At 51.4% G+C, this 16,825-nt stretch carries 22 protein-coding genes (1 of these 22 running past the window's edge); 4 read left to right on the top strand and 18 right to left on the bottom strand.

Annotated features, from left to right (window positions below; genetic code table 11):
- A protein-coding gene (locus A0V43_RS18210) for a nucleotidyltransferase-like protein (protein WP_063193761.1) crosses the window boundary here: on the bottom strand, window positions 1-877 show its 5' portion. Its footprint begins 44 nt before the window's first position; the window shows 877 of its 921 coding nt (coding positions 1-877); the start codon lies at window positions 875-877; its stop codon lies beyond the left edge, outside the window.
- Between the two features lie 374 nt (window positions 878-1,251).
- Between A0V43_RS18210 and A0V43_RS18200 the strand changes: the two genes are divergently transcribed.
- The gene (locus tag A0V43_RS18200) at window positions 1,252-1,605 is read left to right on the top strand and encodes a YgzB family protein (protein WP_011229983.1); all 354 of its coding nucleotides are present in this window, start codon (window positions 1,252-1,254) and stop codon (window positions 1,603-1,605) included.
- Window positions 1,606-1,630: 25 nt separating this feature from the next.
- Here the strand turns inward: A0V43_RS18200 and perR are convergent, their stop codons facing one another.
- The 8 genes from perR to A0V43_RS19920 form a co-directional block, all read right to left on the bottom strand.
- Window positions 1,631-2,089 carry a peroxide-responsive transcriptional repressor PerR gene (perR, locus tag A0V43_RS18195; protein WP_041470400.1) on the bottom strand — a complete coding sequence of 153 codons (459 nt, stop codon included), beginning with the start codon at window positions 2,087-2,089 and terminating at the stop codon, window positions 1,631-1,633.
- A gap of 225 nt (window positions 2,090-2,314) precedes the next feature.
- Window positions 2,315-2,791 carry a thioredoxin-dependent thiol peroxidase gene (gene bcp / locus A0V43_RS18190; RefSeq protein ID WP_063193759.1) on the bottom strand — a complete coding sequence of 159 codons (477 nt, stop codon included), beginning with the start codon at window positions 2,789-2,791 and terminating at the stop codon, window positions 2,315-2,317.
- 65 nt (window positions 2,792-2,856) lie between these two features.
- Entirely contained in the window at window positions 2,857-3,261 is a 405-nt protein-coding gene (locus tag A0V43_RS18185; RefSeq protein ID WP_013146300.1) for a potassium channel family protein, read from the bottom strand.
- A 169-nt stretch (window positions 3,262-3,430) separates the two neighbouring features.
- Window positions 3,431-4,384: an L-lactate dehydrogenase gene (locus tag A0V43_RS18180; RefSeq protein ID WP_063193758.1), complete on the bottom strand. Its 954-nt coding sequence runs from the start codon at window positions 4,382-4,384 to the stop codon at window positions 3,431-3,433.
- Between the two features lie 145 nt (window positions 4,385-4,529).
- Complete coding sequence (locus A0V43_RS18175) at window positions 4,530-5,315, bottom strand: ABC transporter permease (RefSeq protein ID WP_011229978.1); 786 nt, start codon at window positions 5,313-5,315, stop codon at window positions 4,530-4,532.
- A gap of 3 nt (window positions 5,316-5,318) precedes the next feature.
- Entirely contained in the window at window positions 5,319-6,110 is a 792-nt protein-coding gene (locus tag A0V43_RS18170) for an ABC transporter permease (protein ID WP_015373977.1), read from the bottom strand.
- Complete coding sequence (locus A0V43_RS18165) at window positions 6,103-7,107, bottom strand: ABC transporter ATP-binding protein (protein WP_063193757.1); 1,005 nt, start codon at window positions 7,105-7,107, stop codon at window positions 6,103-6,105. Before A0V43_RS18165 ends, A0V43_RS18170 begins: the two co-directional genes overlap by 8 nt.
- Window positions 7,108-7,176: 69 nt before the next feature.
- Window positions 7,177-7,344, bottom strand: a complete 168-nt coding sequence (locus A0V43_RS19920; protein ID WP_164834633.1) for a hypothetical protein — start codon at window positions 7,342-7,344, stop codon at window positions 7,177-7,179.
- 157 nt (window positions 7,345-7,501) lie between these two features.
- On the opposite strand from A0V43_RS19920, the gene A0V43_RS18160 reads away from it, so the two are divergent.
- Window positions 7,502-8,788 (top strand): glutamate-1-semialdehyde 2,1-aminomutase, encoded by a 1,287-nt coding sequence (locus A0V43_RS18160; RefSeq protein ID WP_013146305.1) that lies wholly within the window; start codon window positions 7,502-7,504, stop codon window positions 8,786-8,788.
- Window positions 8,789-8,916: 128 nt separating this feature from the next.
- Window positions 8,917-9,996, top strand: a complete 1,080-nt coding sequence (locus A0V43_RS18155) for an FUSC family protein (protein ID WP_013146306.1) — start codon at window positions 8,917-8,919, stop codon at window positions 9,994-9,996.
- 13 nt (window positions 9,997-10,009) lie between these two features.
- On the opposite strand, the gene A0V43_RS18150 is transcribed toward A0V43_RS18155, so the two are convergent.
- The 5 genes from A0V43_RS18150 to fabL all read right to left on the bottom strand — a co-directional run bounded on the left by A0V43_RS18150 (window position 10,010) and on the right by fabL (window position 12,545).
- Complete coding sequence (locus tag A0V43_RS18150; protein WP_236930870.1) at window positions 10,010-10,363, bottom strand: ABC transporter permease; 354 nt, start codon at window positions 10,361-10,363, stop codon at window positions 10,010-10,012.
- A gap of 76 nt (window positions 10,364-10,439) precedes the next feature.
- Window positions 10,440-10,973, bottom strand: coding sequence for a nucleoside tri-diphosphate phosphatase (ntdP, locus tag A0V43_RS18145; RefSeq protein WP_013146310.1), 534 nt, complete (start codon window positions 10,971-10,973; stop codon window positions 10,440-10,442).
- A gap of 134 nt (window positions 10,974-11,107) precedes the next feature.
- The gene (locus A0V43_RS18140) at window positions 11,108-11,317 is read right to left on the bottom strand and encodes a YgaB family protein (RefSeq protein WP_063193756.1); all 210 of its coding nucleotides are present in this window, start codon (window positions 11,315-11,317) and stop codon (window positions 11,108-11,110) included.
- 228 nt (window positions 11,318-11,545) lie between these two features.
- Window positions 11,546-11,737, bottom strand: a complete 192-nt coding sequence (locus A0V43_RS18135) for a gamma-type small acid-soluble spore protein (RefSeq protein ID WP_011229970.1) — start codon at window positions 11,735-11,737, stop codon at window positions 11,546-11,548.
- 58 nt (window positions 11,738-11,795) lie between these two features.
- Window positions 11,796-12,545: an enoyl-[acyl-carrier-protein] reductase FabL gene (gene fabL, locus A0V43_RS18130; RefSeq protein ID WP_063193755.1), complete on the bottom strand. Its 750-nt coding sequence runs from the start codon at window positions 12,543-12,545 to the stop codon at window positions 11,796-11,798.
- A 60-nt stretch (window positions 12,546-12,605) separates the two neighbouring features.
- On the opposite strand from fabL, the gene A0V43_RS18125 reads away from it, so the two are divergent.
- Window positions 12,606-12,830 carry a hypothetical protein gene (locus A0V43_RS18125; protein WP_011229968.1) on the top strand — a complete coding sequence of 75 codons (225 nt, stop codon included), beginning with the start codon at window positions 12,606-12,608 and terminating at the stop codon, window positions 12,828-12,830.
- On the opposite strand, the gene mutY is transcribed toward A0V43_RS18125, so the two are convergent.
- The 4 genes from mutY to A0V43_RS18105 form a co-directional block, all read right to left on the bottom strand.
- Entirely contained in the window at window positions 12,827-13,927 is a 1,101-nt protein-coding gene (gene mutY / locus A0V43_RS18120) for an A/G-specific adenine glycosylase (protein ID WP_015373971.1), read from the bottom strand. The genes A0V43_RS18125 and mutY overlap by 4 nt on opposite strands.
- 105 nt (window positions 13,928-14,032) lie before the next feature.
- The gene (locus tag A0V43_RS18115; RefSeq protein ID WP_063193754.1) at window positions 14,033-15,298 is read right to left on the bottom strand and encodes an L-lactate MFS transporter; all 1,266 of its coding nucleotides are present in this window, start codon (window positions 15,296-15,298) and stop codon (window positions 14,033-14,035) included.
- Between the two features lie 16 nt (window positions 15,299-15,314).
- The gene (gene fdhD, locus A0V43_RS18110; protein WP_063193753.1) at window positions 15,315-16,106 is read right to left on the bottom strand and encodes a formate dehydrogenase accessory sulfurtransferase FdhD; all 792 of its coding nucleotides are present in this window, start codon (window positions 16,104-16,106) and stop codon (window positions 15,315-15,317) included.
- Between the two features lie 260 nt (window positions 16,107-16,366).
- Window positions 16,367-16,714: a Na-translocating system protein MpsC family protein gene (locus A0V43_RS18105; RefSeq protein WP_063193752.1), complete on the bottom strand. Its 348-nt coding sequence runs from the start codon at window positions 16,712-16,714 to the stop codon at window positions 16,367-16,369.
- Window positions 16,715-16,825 lie beyond the last annotated feature (111 nt).

The raw sequence follows: 16,825 nt of genomic DNA, 5'->3' as shown, positions 1-16,825 counted from the left end.
CAAAATTCTTTTTTTGCAATGTGTAATACCGTTCGAACATTGTATTTCCTTTTGTCGGCATTTCCACGACGGTTAGCACTTTCCTTTCGACAAGATACTCAAGCATGATGACAAGATCAACCGAGTAAGGCGCAAACTGCGGATGACCGGTCATTTCCTCAATGCTCCAAGCACCATTTTTTTCTTTCAGCGCTTCGCATAAATGAGAGGAACCTGATTCTACGTAAGAATGAATCAAAAATTCACTGGCCAGCAACAAAAGTTCCAGCCGTTTCGGAAGCGGTTCTTCACTTCCGACGAGTTCTTCATACAGTTTATAAATCCTTCCATCCATTCGCTTGACTTGATTCCATACGGTCACTTCCGGGTAAAGTCCGTGCTCGATCACGGTCAATCGCGCCAAATGATGGAGGGCTTGCACCATATGGTTGTATGAGTCGAGCCAATGCTTGGCGGCAAACAGCGCCTTGCCATCTGTATAGCGGCGGATCAGTTTGGCAAACTCGAGTCCCATTTTCAATCGCCGTTCTTTAGGCGGGAATTGCTCAAGGCGCTGGCGCAACTGCTGAACATAGCCGTTTCGGTCAAACACGACCTTTCCGTTGAACACCCAGTCGACCGCCTTTCGATGTGACCCGAGAACAAGCCATTCATTTAACTGCCGTTCACTGACTGCATAAAGCACCGCCTTTTTCTCGTTTAGTGAATACTGTCTGAGAAGCATAGGCTCGCTTTGCGGGTCGACAATGACGAGCAGCACGACATCAAACGTATCCGTTGTTGCTGCATGGCAAGCCGTTTTTTCAATCATTAAAATTCCGTGCGTGTTGCAGCGGTTTGCCCATTCGTGACAGATGGGATGCAGCAATTCTTTCATACCTCGCGTCCGTTGCAGAAAGCCGGCCGCGATATCCGGCGGACAAATCCCTCAGATATCCCAACATATCGATTGACAGACAACCATACGTTCCCATTTTGAGCCGGCTGTTTTTTCTGCAACGTTTTTTCCTCCCTTCCACCGTCATCAATCATCACATTGCATTTGTGCAGATGTTCAAACAATGCTGTCAACGCTTGTTTCATTTCAGAAAGACCAGAATGCTTGCATCCATGAAGCTGTCGTTTGTTGCCGTCATTCGTTATTCGACAAAAAACGAGGAATTCCTTTCTTTAAAACGTCGATTTTGTTGATTTCTTCTTCGCGATGGGACCCCGTTTTATGGTATAGTGGTCTATGTAGGAGGGACTGTGATGAGCATCAAATATTCGAGCAAAATCAACAAAATTCGCACTTTCGCCTTAAGCTTGATTTTTATCGGTGTCATTGTCATGTATCTTGGGCTGTTTTTTCGTACGTCCCCGGTCATCATGACGTTGTTTATGTTGTTTGGGATGTTGTTTCTTGTCGCCAGTGGCATTGTATATTTTTGGATCGGCACACTCTCGACGAGAGCCGTCCAAGTTGTTTGCCCGTCGTGCGGCAAAGTGACAAAAATGCTCGGACGCGTCGATTTATGCATGTTTTGCCGTGAACCGTTGACGTTAGACCGCGAACTGGAAGGAAAAGAGTTTGACGAAAAGTACAACAAAAAAAGAAAAAGCTGATAGCCGCCTTGTGCTATCAGCTTTTTTAATGCGAATGCGCCGGCGCCCTGCTTTTTTGACAGTCAGGGCAGACTCCGTACACTTCCATGCGATGATGGTCGACCTTAAAGCCGGTGACGTGAGCGGCAAGCTGCTCGACTTCATCAAGCGCTGGATAGTGGAAATCGACAATTTTGCCGCACTCTTCACAGATGACGTGATAATGATTGGAAGTGACGAAGTCAAACCGGCTTGACGAATCGCCGTACGTCAGCTCTTTGACAAGCCCGATTTCCTTAAAGACGCGCAAGTTATTGTAGACGGTAGCTACACTCATGTTTGGGAATTTCCCTTCCAGCGCTTTGTATATTTCATCAGCCGTCGGATGGGACATCGAGCTGATCAAATACTCCAATATCGCATGACGCTGCGGCGTGATGCGTATGCCAGTCTTTTTCAGCATGTCAAGCGCTTCCTTCAGTTGCTCGTTGTCAGACACCGTCATGCACCTCACTCTCTGTTCAAAGGTAAAAAAAATTATCACTTTATAATATTTATAATTAGTCTACAAAGAATACATGCCATTTGTCAATATAGATGCCATTAATATATGGGCTCAGACGCCATTTTAACAAAAAAAAGGAGGCGGAAATTGTTTCCGCCTCTTATGTCATTCATTTGAGGAGGTTACTATATATCATACGCAAAACGATGTACATTGTCTGGATGCTTACCTAGATGACGCTAGTCGGGCGACTTCCGCAAGCACCTCATCGACATGCCCCTTCACTTTCACCCCGCGCCATTCTTGAACCAACGTTCCGTCGGGGGCGATAATGAATGTCGAGCGATCAATGCCCATATATTCCTTGCCGAAATTTTTCTTTTTCTTCCATACCCCATACAGCTCGGCCACTTCATGCCGCTCATCAGAAAGAAGCAAAAATGGCAACTCATATTTTTCGATAAACGCCTCATGCCGCTTCATCGGGTCGGTGCTCACTCCTAAAATGACGGCGTTCAACTCGGCGAACTGCGCATGGCGATCGCGAAAGTCGCACGCTTCGGCTGTGCACCCCGGGGTCATGTCTTTTGGATAAAAGTAAAGCACCACATACCGGCCGCGAAAATCAGACAGCGAAACCATTTTCCCATTGCTTGCCGGCAAGGTGAAATCTGGAGCTGGCTGGCCAATGGCAATCGTCATGTCGTTCCCCCGTCTTCTTCATTTTCTTTTAGCGTAGCGAAGACGAAGGGAAATTGCAACTCATATCAGCGATGATCCCAGTCAAACACGGTGCGCGTCACGATGACAGCGGGCATAATGTAGCCGAGCAGCGCTTCGGCAATGGCGATCCACCGCCCGACGCCGATCGGAGTGACATCACCGTATCCGACCGACAAAAGCGTCATACCGCTTAAATACAAGCTGTCTTCAAGCAGCGACAAACGATCTTTCGATGCGCTATTTGGGGATGGGGTAAACACGGCATGGCCGTTTACTTGCAAAATCATATAAATCATGGCAAAACCGAGCAACATCGTTAAATACCATTGGACGAGAACCCATAAGCTATCGAGTGACATGCGATGCGTCGCTTGCACGCGCACTGTCCAAAGCGAGGTGATGCTGCCGAGCAGTACGGCGGCAACAACGCCAAGGAAGGCGTAATCCATCACGTTCCCCCCATTTTTGTCCGTCGTTCATATATACGCGGACAACCGGGCGATTATACCGCATGACCCTCCGAACCCTGCTTGAATCGGCAGCACTCCTGTATTCCACCGGATCGCCCGACCCATTTGACAAGCCAGCGTCCCGTCAGACGAAGCCAATCGTTGCGCTTTACTGAGCAAAATAGCGCGCCAATACACCTTTTAACGTCGCAGCACTACGGTGGAACCATTTTTTCTCCTCCTCGTCAAGTTCAATTTCAATCACTTCGCGGATGCCATTTCGGTTGATCACAGCAGGCACACCGATGTAGACATCGCGTTCGCCGTATGGGCCGTCCAAGTAAGCGGAAACGGTCAAAATGGCATTTTCATGATGCAAAATGGCGCGCGTCACGCGGGCAAGCCCCATAGCAATCCCGTAGTACGTCGCTCCTTTTTTCTCAATAATTTGGTAGGCGGCATCGCGCACATTGACAAAAATGCGCTCGAGCTCTTTTTGCGCTTCTTCCCCTTTGGACTCGACCAGCTTGCGGATCGGCACACCGCCGATATCAGCCTGGCTCCAGACCGGGAGTTCAGTGTCGCCATGTTCGCCGATTATATAGGCGTGCACGTTCGTCGGGGCGACGGCGAAATAGTCGCCCAACAAAAAGCGGAACCGCGCCGTGTCCAAAATCGTGCCCGATCCGATTACTCGCTCTTGCGGCAGGCCGCTGAATTTCCACGTCGCGTACGTTAAAATGTCGACCGGATTGGTGGCGACGAGAAACAGTCCTTGAAATCCGGATGCCATGACCGACTCAACGATCGAGCGGAAAATGGCAATGTTTTTGTCCACAAGATCAAGCCGCGTCTCGCCCGGTTTTTGGTTGACGCCGGCGCAAATGACAACCAAATCGGCATCGCGGCAATCATCGTAATCGCCGTGCCAAATGTCAGCCGGCTTCGGCGCAAATACTTTCCCATGGTTTAAGTCCATCGCATCGCCCTCAGCCTTGTTTTCATTTGCATCGATGAGCACGATCTCATCGGCAATCCCTTGATTCATTAAGGCAAACGCATAACTGGCGCCGACAAACCCGGTGCCGACGACCGCCACCCGATTTCCTCTCCCGTTTTTCATCACTATTCACCTCTTCTTCCTTTTTGTGAATATATTCACATTTTATTTTACGCCATAACATGCTAACGATACAGACAAGGTTGTGTCGATTGCTTGACCATTGTTTGTCATTTTGATGGCAAATGAACAAAAACGGGCGGGGCGCCTAGCTCCCCGTCCCGCGATATCGTCTCACCCCGGCGTTCCAAAGCATGACCGAAACGGTGAAGCAAACCATGCCGACCACTGGGGTGAAAAAGGCATAACTGTACCATTCCTTTTTATCAAGAAAATAAGCAGCTGGATAAACGCCGACAAAGGCAAACGGCAGCACCCACGTTAAAATATAGCGGATGACGCGATGATAAATATCGATCGGGTAGCGGCCATAGCTGCTGATGTTGTACATCATCGGCATGATGGATGTGCGGGCGTCGGCAAAAAAACTGATCGTCGCCAGTGAAATGAAAATGCCGGCATAAATCAATGCACCGCCAATGACAAACAAAATAAACACGAAGACATCATACCAATGAAATGAAAGAGACAAGCGGCTGCCGGCATACAGCATAATGATCAGCCCGGGCACAGCGCCAAGCAACGATTCGAGCTCCATCCGCTCCAAAACAATTTGAAACAGGCTGTTTAGCGGGCGCGTCAACACGCGATCCATTTCCCCCTGCACAATATATCGTTCATTAAAATCCCAAAGGTTAAAAAAGGCGCCAAATACGGCATATGGAACAAGAAAAAAACCGTAAATAAACAAAATCTCATCGCGCGACCAGCCGTGAAGCAGCGTCGTATGGCCGAACACAACCAGCAAAAATACCAAGTTGACCGCCTGAGCCATAAAGTCAGACAGCCACTCCACGAACAAATCGGCTCGATATTGCAGCTTTGTCTTCATATATTGCGCCATGTATTGAAAAAAAACCGATACGTAAAACAACGTTTACCCCCCTTGCACAACAAGACGCTTTTTCGCCACCCGCCATAGCAGCGCGATCGGAAACAATAACAGCACGCACCACGCCGCCTGCGTGAACAATCCATCGCTTACAGCGGCGCCTTGGAAGCTTTCCGTAATGATCATGCTTGGAATATAGCTAATGGCTTGAAATGGCATATACGCCATGAGCTGCTGCGCCCAATCCGGGTAAAACGACAAAGGCAAAATAAGACCGGAAAATAGATCGATAATAAACCGTTTCGCCCTAAGCAACCCTTCATTTCGGAACGTAAAAAACGTCACAACCCCCGCAAGCAAGTTCAGCTCCGAAAAAATGATAAAGCTGAATAGAAGCGACAAGCCAAAAGCGAGCCACGTTTTGGCGTGTCCCGGAAACTGAAGCGGCAAAAAAAGCGATACGAAAAAAAGCCCAGGCAGCGATAAAAAGAAAAGGCGAAACAACCCTTCGCCAAGCCCTTGCACAGCTTTCATCCCTAAATAGCTGTACGGGCGGATCAGTTCAATCGCTACTTTTCCATCGCGGATTTCCATGGCGATTTCACGGTCAAGGTTGTTAAAATAAAACGCCCGCGCCAGCCAGGAAATGGCGACATACGTCGTCATTTGCCCAAGCGACATCCCTTGCATCGATGATTTGCCGCCATAAATAGCCGACCAAAGGAAGTAATACGCTGCGATGTTAATGGCGTAAATCAAAATGCCAGTGTAATAGTTTGTCCGGTAGGCGAGCATCATTAAAAAGCGGATGCGGACCATTTCGACATACTTACCCATGAACCGCACCTTCCTCATAAATATTGCGGATGATCTCCTCCGTCGGCACTTCGTGAATATGGATGTCGTTTAACGCACAACGGGCAGCGACGCGACTGACAACTTCCGGCACGCCTCCTGATGGGACGTGCGAGACCCAAACGTTTGGCTGTTCACCTTTTTTCCAAACAACCTCCAATCCTTCAGTCAACTGTTGCAAAAAAGCGGCCGTCACCGCTTCAGCGAACGTAAAGGCGACCCGTTTTCCTTGCCCCCATCTTTCTTTCAGGCGCTCAAGCGACCCGTCGTAAATGATTTTCCCTTCATCGAGCATAATGACCCGCTCGCAAAGCGCTTCAATGTCTGACATATCGTGCGTCGTCAGCAGGATCGTCGTGCCATACCGTTCATTCAATTGCTTTAAAAACTGGCGGATGTTGAGTTTGACAAGCACATCAAGGCCGATCGTCGGTTCATCCAAAAACAATAGCGGCGGGTTGTGAATGAGCGCGGCGGCAAGCTCACAGCGCATCCGCTGGCCAAGCGACAGCTTGCGCACCGGCTTATCAAGCAGCGGGCCGATCTCAAGCATGTCAATCACCTCGGCCATATGGCGGCGATATTGCTCGTCCGAGACGCGGTACACTTTTTTCAACAGCCGGAACGACTCTTGAACAGCGATGTCCCACCATAATTGCGAACGCTGGCCGAACACGACGCCGATCGTGCGCACGAATTTTTCCCGTTCTTTATGCGGATTCATCCCGTTGACGACAATGCGCCCAGACGTTGGCGTTAAAATGCCGGTCAACATTTTGATCGTCGTCGATTTGCCGGCGCCGTTTTCGCCGATATAGCCGACGATTTCCCCTTGCTTAACAGCAAACGAAATGTCATCAACCGCTCGAACGAGCGTATAACGGCGCGTCCATAAATCGCGAAACGCTCCGACAAGGCCGGAGCGGCTTTTGTGCACTTTAAATTCTTTGCGCAAATGTTCTACTTCAATCGCGTTCATCGTTCTCCTCCTGACCTCTCCTTGGCGTCAAATGAAAAAGGCGGCTTGCGCCCTTCTCCCTATGTTGCATTATACATGAATCGCCGCCATTTTCATCTTTTTTGTTTTCCAGTCTGTTGACGCCATTGCGTTAGGCGCCGCCGCCGATTTGGAAAGAACGGCAAAATGCTTTTGTCCCAAGTCAATGCCCACTCGCCGATCGACCGTCGGCAACAGTTGGATGTCAGTTCCGCCCATACGGAAACAAACGATTTCCTGTCGGATTTTTTCGAATCGGCACGTCAATGATGGGAGAAACCGATCCGTCTCCCGCTTTACACCTATAGCATTGAAGTTTGAGTCTTCTCGGTTTACTATATAAAGAGGCAGTCAGCGGAAACAGGAGGATCAAACCATGCAGTGGACCAAATCAGAACAATTATATGAAGAAGCGCTCCAGCACATTGTTGGTGGAGTGAACAGCCCGTCCCGCTCATACAAAGCGGTCGGCGGCGGTGCGCCAGTCGTGATGGAGCGGGCGCAAGGAGCCTACTTTTGGGATGTGGATGGAAACAAGTACATCGACTACTTGGCCGCCTACGGACCGATCATCGCCGGGCACGCCCATCCACACATCGCGGAAGCCATCCGCCGCGCCGCCGAGACCGGTGTGTTGTACGGCACGCCAACGCCGCATGAGATCACGTTTGCCAAAATGTTAAAAGAGGCGATCCCGTCGCTCGAGAAAGTGCGGTTTGTCAACTCGGGAACAGAGGCGGTGATGACCACGATCCGCGTCGCCCGCGCCTACACCGGACGAAGCAAAATCGTCAAATTCGAAGGCTGCTACCATGGCCATTCGGACCTTGTGCTCGTCGCCGCCGGCTCGGGGCCATCGACGTTGGGGACGCCGGACTCAGCCGGCGTGCCGCCGAGCATCGCCCAAGAAGTCATTACCGTGCCATACAACGATGTCGAATCGTTCCGCGAAGCGATGAACGTTTGGGGCGAGCAAGTCGCAGCGGTCCTCGTCGAGCCGATCGTCGGCAACTTCGGCATCGTCCTGCCAAAACCGGGCTTTTTAGAAGCGATCAATGAGATTGCCCACAAGGAAGGGGCGCTCGTCATTTACGACGAAGTGATCACCGCCTTCCGCTTTATGTACGGCGGAGCGCAAAACTTGCTCGGTGTGGAGCCCGACTTGACGGCGATGGGGAAAATCATCGGCGGGGGCTTGCCGATCGGGGCGTACGGTGGACGCCAAGACATTATGGAACAAGTCGCTCCGCTCGGACCAGCGTACCAGGCCGGGACGATGGCCGGCAACCCGGCGTCGATGCTCGCTGGCATCGCCTGCCTTGAAGTGTTGAAACAAGAGGGCGTCTATGAGCATCTCGACCGATTGGGAGCAATGCTGGAAGAAGGCATCCTTGCCCATGCTCGCCAATGCGGCCTGCCGGTGACCGTCAACCGCTTAAAAGGCGCGCTCACCGTCTTCTTCACTGACGAAAAAGTGGAAAACTACAAGCAAGCCCAGCGCAGCGACGGCGAGTTGTTTGCGAAATTTTTCAAGCTCATGCTCAAACAAGGGATCAATCTCGCGCCGTCGAAATACGAAGCATGGTTTATCACCCTCGCCCATACGGAAGACGACATCGCCTACACGATCGACGCGGTCGGCAAGGCGTTCCGGCAGCTTTGAACACCAGAAATTTCCCAACGCCCCGCCTTCATCGGCGGGGCGTTATATTTTTTCCTTGCGCACATAGGATGAAACTGTGTATAGTACTGAATGGTTCACCAAAACAAAAAGGAGAGTTTTGATCATAGATGAAACTCGGTGCCCGCATTTTCAAAACGGGGATCGCAGTGGCGCTCGCCTTGTTCTTAGCAACACTCTTCCAGTTTCCATCGCCGTCATTCGCCGGCATTTCCGCTGTGTTCGCCATGCAGCCGACCATTTACCGCTCCTATTTATCGCTGATCGAGCAAGTGCAAGCGAATGTGATCGGCGCCTTGTTCGCGATCGCGGCGGTTTTCATTCTTGGGCGCGATCCGTTGGTCGTCGGTTTGACGCTGATGATCGTCATCGCCCTTTGCCTGAAAATGCGCCTTGAATCATCGACGATTTCCGTAGCGCTTGTCACCGTCATTGCCATTATGGAATATACAGACCGCCAGTTCATTGAATTTGCGGCCATTCGCTTTTTAACGATGATGCTCGGTATTTTCGCCGCCTTTGTCGTCAACTTGATTTTCTTGCCGCCGAAATACGAAAAAAAGGTATATGAAAAAATCAGCGAAGAAACAGAGGCCATTTTAAAATGGATCCGCCTGCATAAACAGCAGGCAGCCGACCATCACCATTTGAAGGAAGAAATTGAAGCACGACACGAAGAAATGACCAAACTCGAGCATCTATATTTTATGTACAAAGAAGAACGCACATATTTTCGACGCCAACGCTTCCAAAAATCTCGCAAACTCGTGTTGTACCGGCAAATGATAGCAGCGGCCGATCGGGCTTTATCTGTCTTAAAATGGCTGCACCGGCTCGAAAACGAGTTCAGCCGCTTGCCCGCCGAGCTTCGTCAAGCCGTCTGCCTGCACCTTGGCTGCTTGCTTGACTACCATGAACAACTGTTGCTGAAATTTATCCATAAGGCAAAGCCGCTCCCTCACAGCAGACGGGCCGAGGAAATTCATCATCAGCGCGAGCGGCTCACTTCCGCCTTTTATGCGGACGGCCAGCCGCCGGGCGATTATCGGTTGTTTTCTTTAATCGGAGCGATCATGGATTATGGGGATCGCCTTGAACATTTAGATAAACTGATTGACAGTTACCATCATTACCATTACGATGACACGCTGGAAAAAGAGCTGGAAAAGTCAGCAGGCGGCCGCTCGTAGCGGACCGCCTGCTTCAATTTTTCATCCGTGGGTCAAGCGCGTCGCGCAGTCCGTCGCCCATTAAGTTAAAGCCAAGCACCGTCAGCATGATCGCCAATCCAGGGAAAATCATCGTCCACGGCGCCTGAGTCAAGAAATCTTTGGCGTCCGGATAGCATTTTCCCCCACTCCGGATTGGGCGGCTGCGCCCCAAGCCTAAAAAGCCAAGTGCGGCCGCTTCGATAATGGCTGTGGCGATCGCCAGTGTCCCTTGAACGATGATCGGCGCGAGGCTGTTGGGCAAAATATGATGGAGTAAAATGCGCCAGTCGCTCATGCCGATCGCTTTCGCTGCCATAATGTATTCTTCTTGCTTAATGCTTAGCACGCGAGAACGAATGAGCCGCCCAAAGTTCGGTACATTAATGACCGCAATGCCGAACAGGCTTTTTTCATGCCGCTATTTACGTTTGGTACGCCTGAAACACTCCGTACCATTTGTCGATAAACTCGGGCGCAAACGGCCCTTTCCGCTCCTTAATCCAGCCGATCAGTTTTTGAACGTTGTTTTTTAAAATGCGGTCGATCACATCGGGATAGTGCATTTCGCGGCGATGCCGCTCATACTCATCTTCATCCAGCAGCATGTACGTCATATCGGGAAACACTTTAATATCCAAATCATAATCGATGTACTTCAGCGCTTCTTCATCCCAAACGAACGGCGAGCTTAAATTGCAATAGTAGTACACCCCGTCCTCACGAATCATGGCGATAATGTTAAACCAATGCTTAGCATGAAAAAAACAAATCGCCGGTTCGCGCGTCACCCACGTCCGGCCGTCCGCTTCCATGACGAGTGTTTTGTTATTGCCGCCGATCACATACGATGGCGTCCCTTTTAATACGACCGTTTCCTGCCAAATCCGGTGAATCGTCCCATTATGTTTGTAGCTATGGATTTGAATGATTTTCCCTTCCCGAGGGTAAGCTGGCATCATTCTTCCCTACTTTCCGATGGGAGCTTCTTCGTTATATTATACCCTGTTCCTTTTGCAAAAGGAAAGAAAAGCAGGCCGCCTTACTGAGGAAAAGGCAACTGGCGCGTTGGCTCAAGGACGCATCCTGTCCGTCAGACACCGGATGCCATCTGCCCTAAAAATGCGCGACGGATGGCTTCCACCTCACGTTTCATTTGCCGCACTTCCTCGCGCAAGGCGGCGGTCGGCGCTTCACGTTCAAGTTCATCCAACTGGCGGGTGATCTCCTCGCAACGCTCCATCTCCTGTTGCAAAAACAGCGCCTCTTCGCCTACATTCGTCCATGCGTGCTCCATCGCCATTCCGTTCTCCCTTCCCCTTTGCCGTGTGATTTCCTTTCATCATTTCGCGTCCGCACCCACAAATCCCTTTCACTAATCTTGTAAAGAGATGACAGCTTTTGTCGACAAAAAAAAGCAGAGGCGCGCCGCCCCTGCTTTTGCCTTCCATCTTCGGCCTATCGCCTGCGCTCTTGCAGCAACATACGCCGTCGTCACAACCGCCAGGCGTCAGCCGTGGATGATCGTTGGTTATTGATTGACATTTTGCGCTTTGCGGGCTTCCGCTTGCGCATTTTGTTGTTTTACGTGTTGCACATTCGTCTCAGCCGCAAATTCCGTCGCAAATTGGCCAGCTTGAGCGGCTTGAGCCGATTGGGCATTTTGTTGTCTTACTTCTTGAATGTTTGTGCCAGCTGCTGTTTTGTTCGGTTGTTTGGCCATTGTTCTCACCTCCACGTGCTTTACTATGCCCCGGGGGTGATCGTTCTATCCGCTGACGTCACAAAAGTAAAGATCTTCCACCATCGACAATGATCGTCTGCCCGCGAATCATCTCGGCTGCATCCGAGAGCAAAAACAAAACCGCGTTGACGATATCATCGGGTTTGACCGGGCGGCCAGCCGGCGTGTTCGCAGCCGCGTCGGCGAGCAGCTCTTCACGGTTCGGGAAGTGCTTCAGCGCATCGGTATCGACCGCCCCGCCGGATACGGCGTTGACGGCGATGTTTTTCGGCGCCAGCTCGACAGCCAAGTAGCGGGTCAGCGCTTCAAGCGCGGCCTTCGAGACGCCGACCGCCGTATAGTTTTCCAAATAGCGGATCGACCCGAGCGAGCTGATGCTCACAATTTTCCCGCCGCCGACCCGCTCCATTCTTTTGGCCGCTTCCTGGGCGCAAAACAAAAGCGCTTTGCTGTTGATATTCATCGTCCAGTTCCAATGCGTTTCTTCCAATTCCATCGCCGGGCGCAAGACGCCGGATGCGGCGTTGTTCACGAGCACGTCGACCCGCCCGAACACCTCATCGATTTGGGCAAACATGGCGTGAATTTTCTCAACGTCGCCGACGTTCGCCTTGACGATGAGCGCTTTTCTCCCGAGCGCTTCAATTTCGTGCGCCGTTTCTTCGGCGGCTGTTTTGTTGCGGGCGTAATTGACGACAATATCATATCCTTCCTTGGCCAGCCGCAAAGCGATCGCTTTGCCAATGCCGCGGCTGCTGCCGGTGACCACTGCTACTTTTCCGCTCATGTTTTTCACTCCTTATACATATAATATAGCCGAATTCCATAGATGAGGGAGGGGCTGCCTATGTACGTCGGCCGCGATATGACGGAGCTGTCGATGATTCCGAAAACGGAATGGACCGATGACGAACTCGCTTATTTTCATCATTCGTTCCAACAAATCGCTCCATATTTAAACGTTGAAGGGCAGACGATTCACCGCGAAATCATCGAGGAAATCGAAGCGCGCGGCGGCCTTGGGCGCCGTGAAGCAACGTATACACACGGCACGATGCCGGTGCCTGATTAATCGGGGCGGCGTACTCCGCCCGCCCATTCTTTATATTCGCGCCAAACACGTTGATGGGACACCGGAAAGGCGTACGCCTTCAACTCGTCTTCCGGCGCAAGCCGGTAAGGCTCCTCGACCGGTCCGCCATGAACCAAACGGCCGGGAAACACGGTCAACTGCCAGACTAAATGGGAAAACGCATGCTCAAACGAAACGATCGGTTCTGTAAGCTCCACTTGCAAACCGTATTGCTCCCCAACCATTTGCTCGAGCTTCTCTTTTCCATCTGCGCCGTCCGTTTCGCAGCTGGGGAACTCCCATAAGTTCGCAAGCAAACCGGTGCTGTCGCGCTTGCGAATGAGAACGCGGCCTTCATCATCGGCCAGCACCGCTACTGCAAGCGGCACTTGTTTGACCGCTGTTTTTTTCATTTTCACCGGCAGCTCTTCCGCCACCCCTTCGGCGAACGCTTGGCAGTAGGCTTGCACCGGACAAAGTAGGCACGACGGGCGGCGCGGTGTGCAAACAAGAGCGCCAAGCTCAATCAGCGCCTCGTTAAACGCTCCCGGGTTTTCGTACGCCATAATTTCGCGGACGATTTGTTCAAATCGTTTTCTCGTCGATGGTTTGGCAATATCGTCTGTCACGAGAAACAGACGCGACAAGACACGCATTACGTTGCCGTCAACAGCCGGCTCCGGGACGCCATAAGCGAGGCTCAACACCGCCCCGACCGTATACGGTCCGACTCCTTTCAGCCTAGAAAATTCATCTGGATCGTCCGGCACTTTGCCGCCATAGCGCGTTTTCACTTCTTTCACCGCCGCGTGCAAATGGCGCACGCGCGAGTAATAGCCGAGCCCTTCCCACGCCTTCAGCACCTCGTCCTCATCAGCGTCAGCAAGCGCCTCCAGCGTCGGAAACCGATCGATAAACTGTTCAAAATACGGAATGACCGTCTCGACGCGCGTTTGCTGCAGCATCACTTCCGACACCCATACTTTATATGGGTCGCGGTCTTTCCGCCACGGCAGGTCGCGGCGCTCGCGGGCGAACCAGTCAAGCAAATCGCGCTGAAACTCGCGCGCTGGAAATCGCTCTGTTTCTCTTGTCATTCAACGTTTCCCCCATGATGCCTATTATCCATATCCATTTTATTATATCAAAAAACCCCCGGCGTGGCTTGCCGCACGCCGAGGGGAAACGGAAGGAAATCGTTCTCAACTTTCCTTAGCCGCAGAAACATAGGCGATCGATTCATGTCGAGCACGCAATCGGCGAATATCAATGCGCACGAGCAACGAGATGATGAAAGCGATGACAAACAATCCGCCAAAAAAGGCCAAACTTCCTTCATAAGAACCGGTCGTGTCTTTAATATACGCGGCAAACATCGGTCCGACAAGGCCCGCTGCAGCCCAAGCGGTCAAAATATAACCATGGATGGCGCCAAGCTGCTTCGTGCCGAACAAATCGCCGATATACGCCGGGATACAGGCGAATCCGCCGCCGTAGCACGTATACACAATCGTCAGCATCACCACAAACAGCCATTTGATGGACACGTTCGGCAACAGGAAGAAAATCACAATTTGCAAAACGAAAAACGCCGTATACGTATTCGGCCGTCCAATATAATCAGAAGCCGATGCCCAACCGATGCGCCCTAACCCGTTAAACACCCCAATAGCGCCAACGAGCGCCGCGGCGGCCGTTTGGCTGATGCCGATGCTTTCCACCGCCAACGGTTTCGCCACCGCTAAAACGGCGATCCCGCACGTTACATTGATAAAGAGCATCAACCATAAATACCAAAACCGTCTTGTTTTGACCGCCTCGTTGGCCGTCAATTGCGCCAAATCAAGCGAAGGTTTGGCTTTTCCAGCCTTCACTTTCTCCTGAAATCCTTCCGGCAGCCATCCTTCCGGCGGTTTTTCTAAATAAAGAGAAGATAACGTCATAATGACAAAATACGCAATCCCTAAAATGAAAAACGTATTTCGGACGCCGACGGAGGCAATCAAACTGTTCATCACCGGGCTCGCAATCGCCGCAGCAAACCCGAACCCCATAATCGCCAGCCCTGTAGCCAACCCGCGCCGGTCCGGGAACCATTTCACAAGCGTCGACACCGGCGCAATGTATCCGACGCCGAGCCCAATTCCTCCCAACACCCCGTAAAACAAATACAGCAAGTATTTCGAACCAAGCGCCACGGCCAAACCAGACCCCGTCACCCCGAGGCCAAAGAAGACGGCGGCCAATAGCCCGGATTTCCGCGGCCCGTGCTTTTCCACAAAATGGCCAAGGAACGCAGCCGACAAACCTAAAAATAAGATGGCAATGCTGAACGTGAGCGCCACTTCCTGATCGGACCATCCAAACAATTGTTTTAACGGATTGGTGAAATTGCTCCACGCATAAACAGACCCAATCGAAATATGAATGCCGACAGCCGATAACGCAATGAGCCAACGGTTTTTCACAGCCTCTCCTCCCCTTTTACCCGATGATGATCCGACTCTCATGCGTATACACGTTAAACGCCTGCCCGCGCAAAAAGCCAACGACGGTTATGCCGAGTTCATCCGCCAAATCTAAGGCTAGCGTCGTCGGCGCCGATTTTGAGAGCAGGACGCTCACTCCCATTTTCGCCGCCTTTAACAGCACTTCCGATGAAACGCGGCCGCTGAATACAATAAGCTTGTCTTTCACCGCAACTTGATGACGCAGGCAATAGCCATACAGCTTATCAAGCGCGTTGTGACGCCCAATGTCAGAGCGGATGGCGACGATCCCGTCCGGTGTGGCGAGCGCGGCGTTGTGAAGACCGCCGGTTGCCGCAAAGTCCGTCGACTGCTCGTGCAGCGCTTTCATGAGGCGAATGCAGTCATCCGCCTTCACGGCGATGCCGCCGACGATCGTTTTCGCCGTCTTCACATCATTGTAAAAATAAAACTGCCGACTTTTTCCGCAACACGAGCCGATGAACCGCTTGGCATAAAACTGTTTGGCCGGCAGTCCGCCCGCGGCGAGCTCAACATAAGCAAAGCCCCGCTCCCCATCAATGCTCATTCCTTTGATGTCGCTGTACGTCCGAATGACTCCTTCCGAGGCCAAAAATCCGATTACCAATTCATCTAGATGCGCCGGCGTGCAAACGATCGTCGCAAACTCCTCGCCATTGACCGTTATGGTCAACGGAAACTCGAGCGCGATCTCGTCCTCTTCCTCAACAAAGCGCCCGTTCCGGTATTTCGCAATCGGTCGCCGTTTCGCCGCAAACCCGCTCACCTTGCCATTCCCCCTTTCCATGCAAAATAAAACCGCCGCCTTCCGGACAAGAGGACAAACTCGCCCCTGTCAGCGAAAAGCGGCGGTAGTTTGCGCCCAGCACTTCTGCAGCGAAACCAACGCACATCCGTTTCCGAAACCTGCCTGCCAAGCGGCAAAACCGTTTAGCCGGCAAGGCTTCTACTATTTTCATCGTGCTAACTATTCATAAGCATACCACGAACAGTAACGAAAAACAATTGTTTCTGTTCACAAAATCGTCACAATTCAATCGGTTTTTCAAATACAAAAACGGAAACAGCCATATCCTCTTCCACTTTAATATCACTGAACAAATAAAGAAGCTTCGAACCGACAAGCTCTTCCATGCCGTCCGGCACATGCTGGGCGTACACATCTTGGATCATTTTCGTTCTCGCTGCATGCACTATGTCCCGCCCTTCCGGCGTGCGGGCGATAAATTTTTCCGTCGGCGTCAAATTGCCGTGCAAAATGGTGATCGCCAAATTGTCAACAAAATACGTTTTGATCCGCTCCGGCCCTTTCCCAAACAGCTGTTTGCGCACTTTGCGCACAATATCGTTGAAAGCGGCTTCTTTTTTGGACATTCTCATCCCTCCTTGCGGTCAGCAGAAAAACTTCCGGCCCATCCGTTGTGTTCTTCCTTTCGCCGTACTATAATAAACTATAGCAAATGTATACATAGTGGAAAAATAATA

Origin of the sequence: Geobacillus sp. JS12 (assembly GCF_001592395.1) — a bacterium.
Lineage (GTDB): Bacteria > Bacillota > Bacilli > Bacillales > Anoxybacillaceae > Geobacillus > Geobacillus zalihae.
This window is presented reverse-complemented; position numbering and strand designations above follow the sequence as displayed.

Coding starts and splice junctions, on each gene's coding strand:
- A0V43_RS18200 (WP_011229983.1), top strand. CDS start 1,252: ATGAGCATCAAATATTCGAGCAAAATCAACAAAATTCGCACTTTCGCC.
- perR (WP_041470400.1), bottom strand. CDS start 2,089: ATGACGGTGTCTGACAACGAGCAACTGAAGGAAGCGCTTGACATGCTG.
- bcp (WP_063193759.1), bottom strand. CDS start 2,791: ATGACGATTGCCATTGGCCAGCCAGCTCCAGATTTCACCTTGCCGGCA.
- A0V43_RS18185 (WP_013146300.1), bottom strand. CDS start 3,261: ATGGATTACGCCTTCCTTGGCGTTGTTGCCGCCGTACTGCTCGGCAGC.
- A0V43_RS18180 (WP_063193758.1), bottom strand. CDS start 4,384: ATGAAAAACGGGAGAGGAAATCGGGTGGCGGTCGTCGGCACCGGGTTT.
- A0V43_RS18170 (WP_015373977.1), bottom strand. CDS start 6,110: ATGGGTAAGTATGTCGAAATGGTCCGCATCCGCTTTTTAATGATGCTC.
- A0V43_RS18165 (WP_063193757.1), bottom strand. CDS start 7,107: ATGAACGCGATTGAAGTAGAACATTTGCGCAAAGAATTTAAAGTGCAC.
- A0V43_RS19920 (WP_164834633.1), bottom strand. CDS start 7,344: ATGGGCGGAACTGACATCCAACTGTTGCCGACGGTCGATCGGCGAGTG.
- A0V43_RS18160 (WP_013146305.1), top strand. CDS start 7,502: ATGCAGTGGACCAAATCAGAACAATTATATGAAGAAGCGCTCCAGCAC.
- A0V43_RS18155 (WP_013146306.1), top strand. CDS start 8,917: ATGAAACTCGGTGCCCGCATTTTCAAAACGGGGATCGCAGTGGCGCTC.
- ntdP (WP_013146310.1), bottom strand. CDS start 10,973: ATGCCAGCTTACCCTCGGGAAGGGAAAATCATTCAAATCCATAGCTAC.
- A0V43_RS18140 (WP_063193756.1), bottom strand. CDS start 11,317: ATGGCGATGGAGCACGCATGGACGAATGTAGGCGAAGAGGCGCTGTTT.
- A0V43_RS18135 (WP_011229970.1), bottom strand. CDS start 11,737: ATGGCCAAACAACCGAACAAAACAGCAGCTGGCACAAACATTCAAGAA.
- fabL (WP_063193755.1), bottom strand. CDS start 12,545: ATGAGCGGAAAAGTAGCAGTGGTCACCGGCAGCAGCCGCGGCATTGGC.
- A0V43_RS18125 (WP_011229968.1), top strand. CDS start 12,606: ATGTACGTCGGCCGCGATATGACGGAGCTGTCGATGATTCCGAAAACG.
- mutY (WP_015373971.1), bottom strand. CDS start 13,927: ATGACAAGAGAAACAGAGCGATTTCCAGCGCGCGAGTTTCAGCGCGAT.
- A0V43_RS18105 (WP_063193752.1), bottom strand. CDS start 16,714: ATGTCCAAAAAAGAAGCCGCTTTCAACGATATTGTGCGCAAAGTGCGC.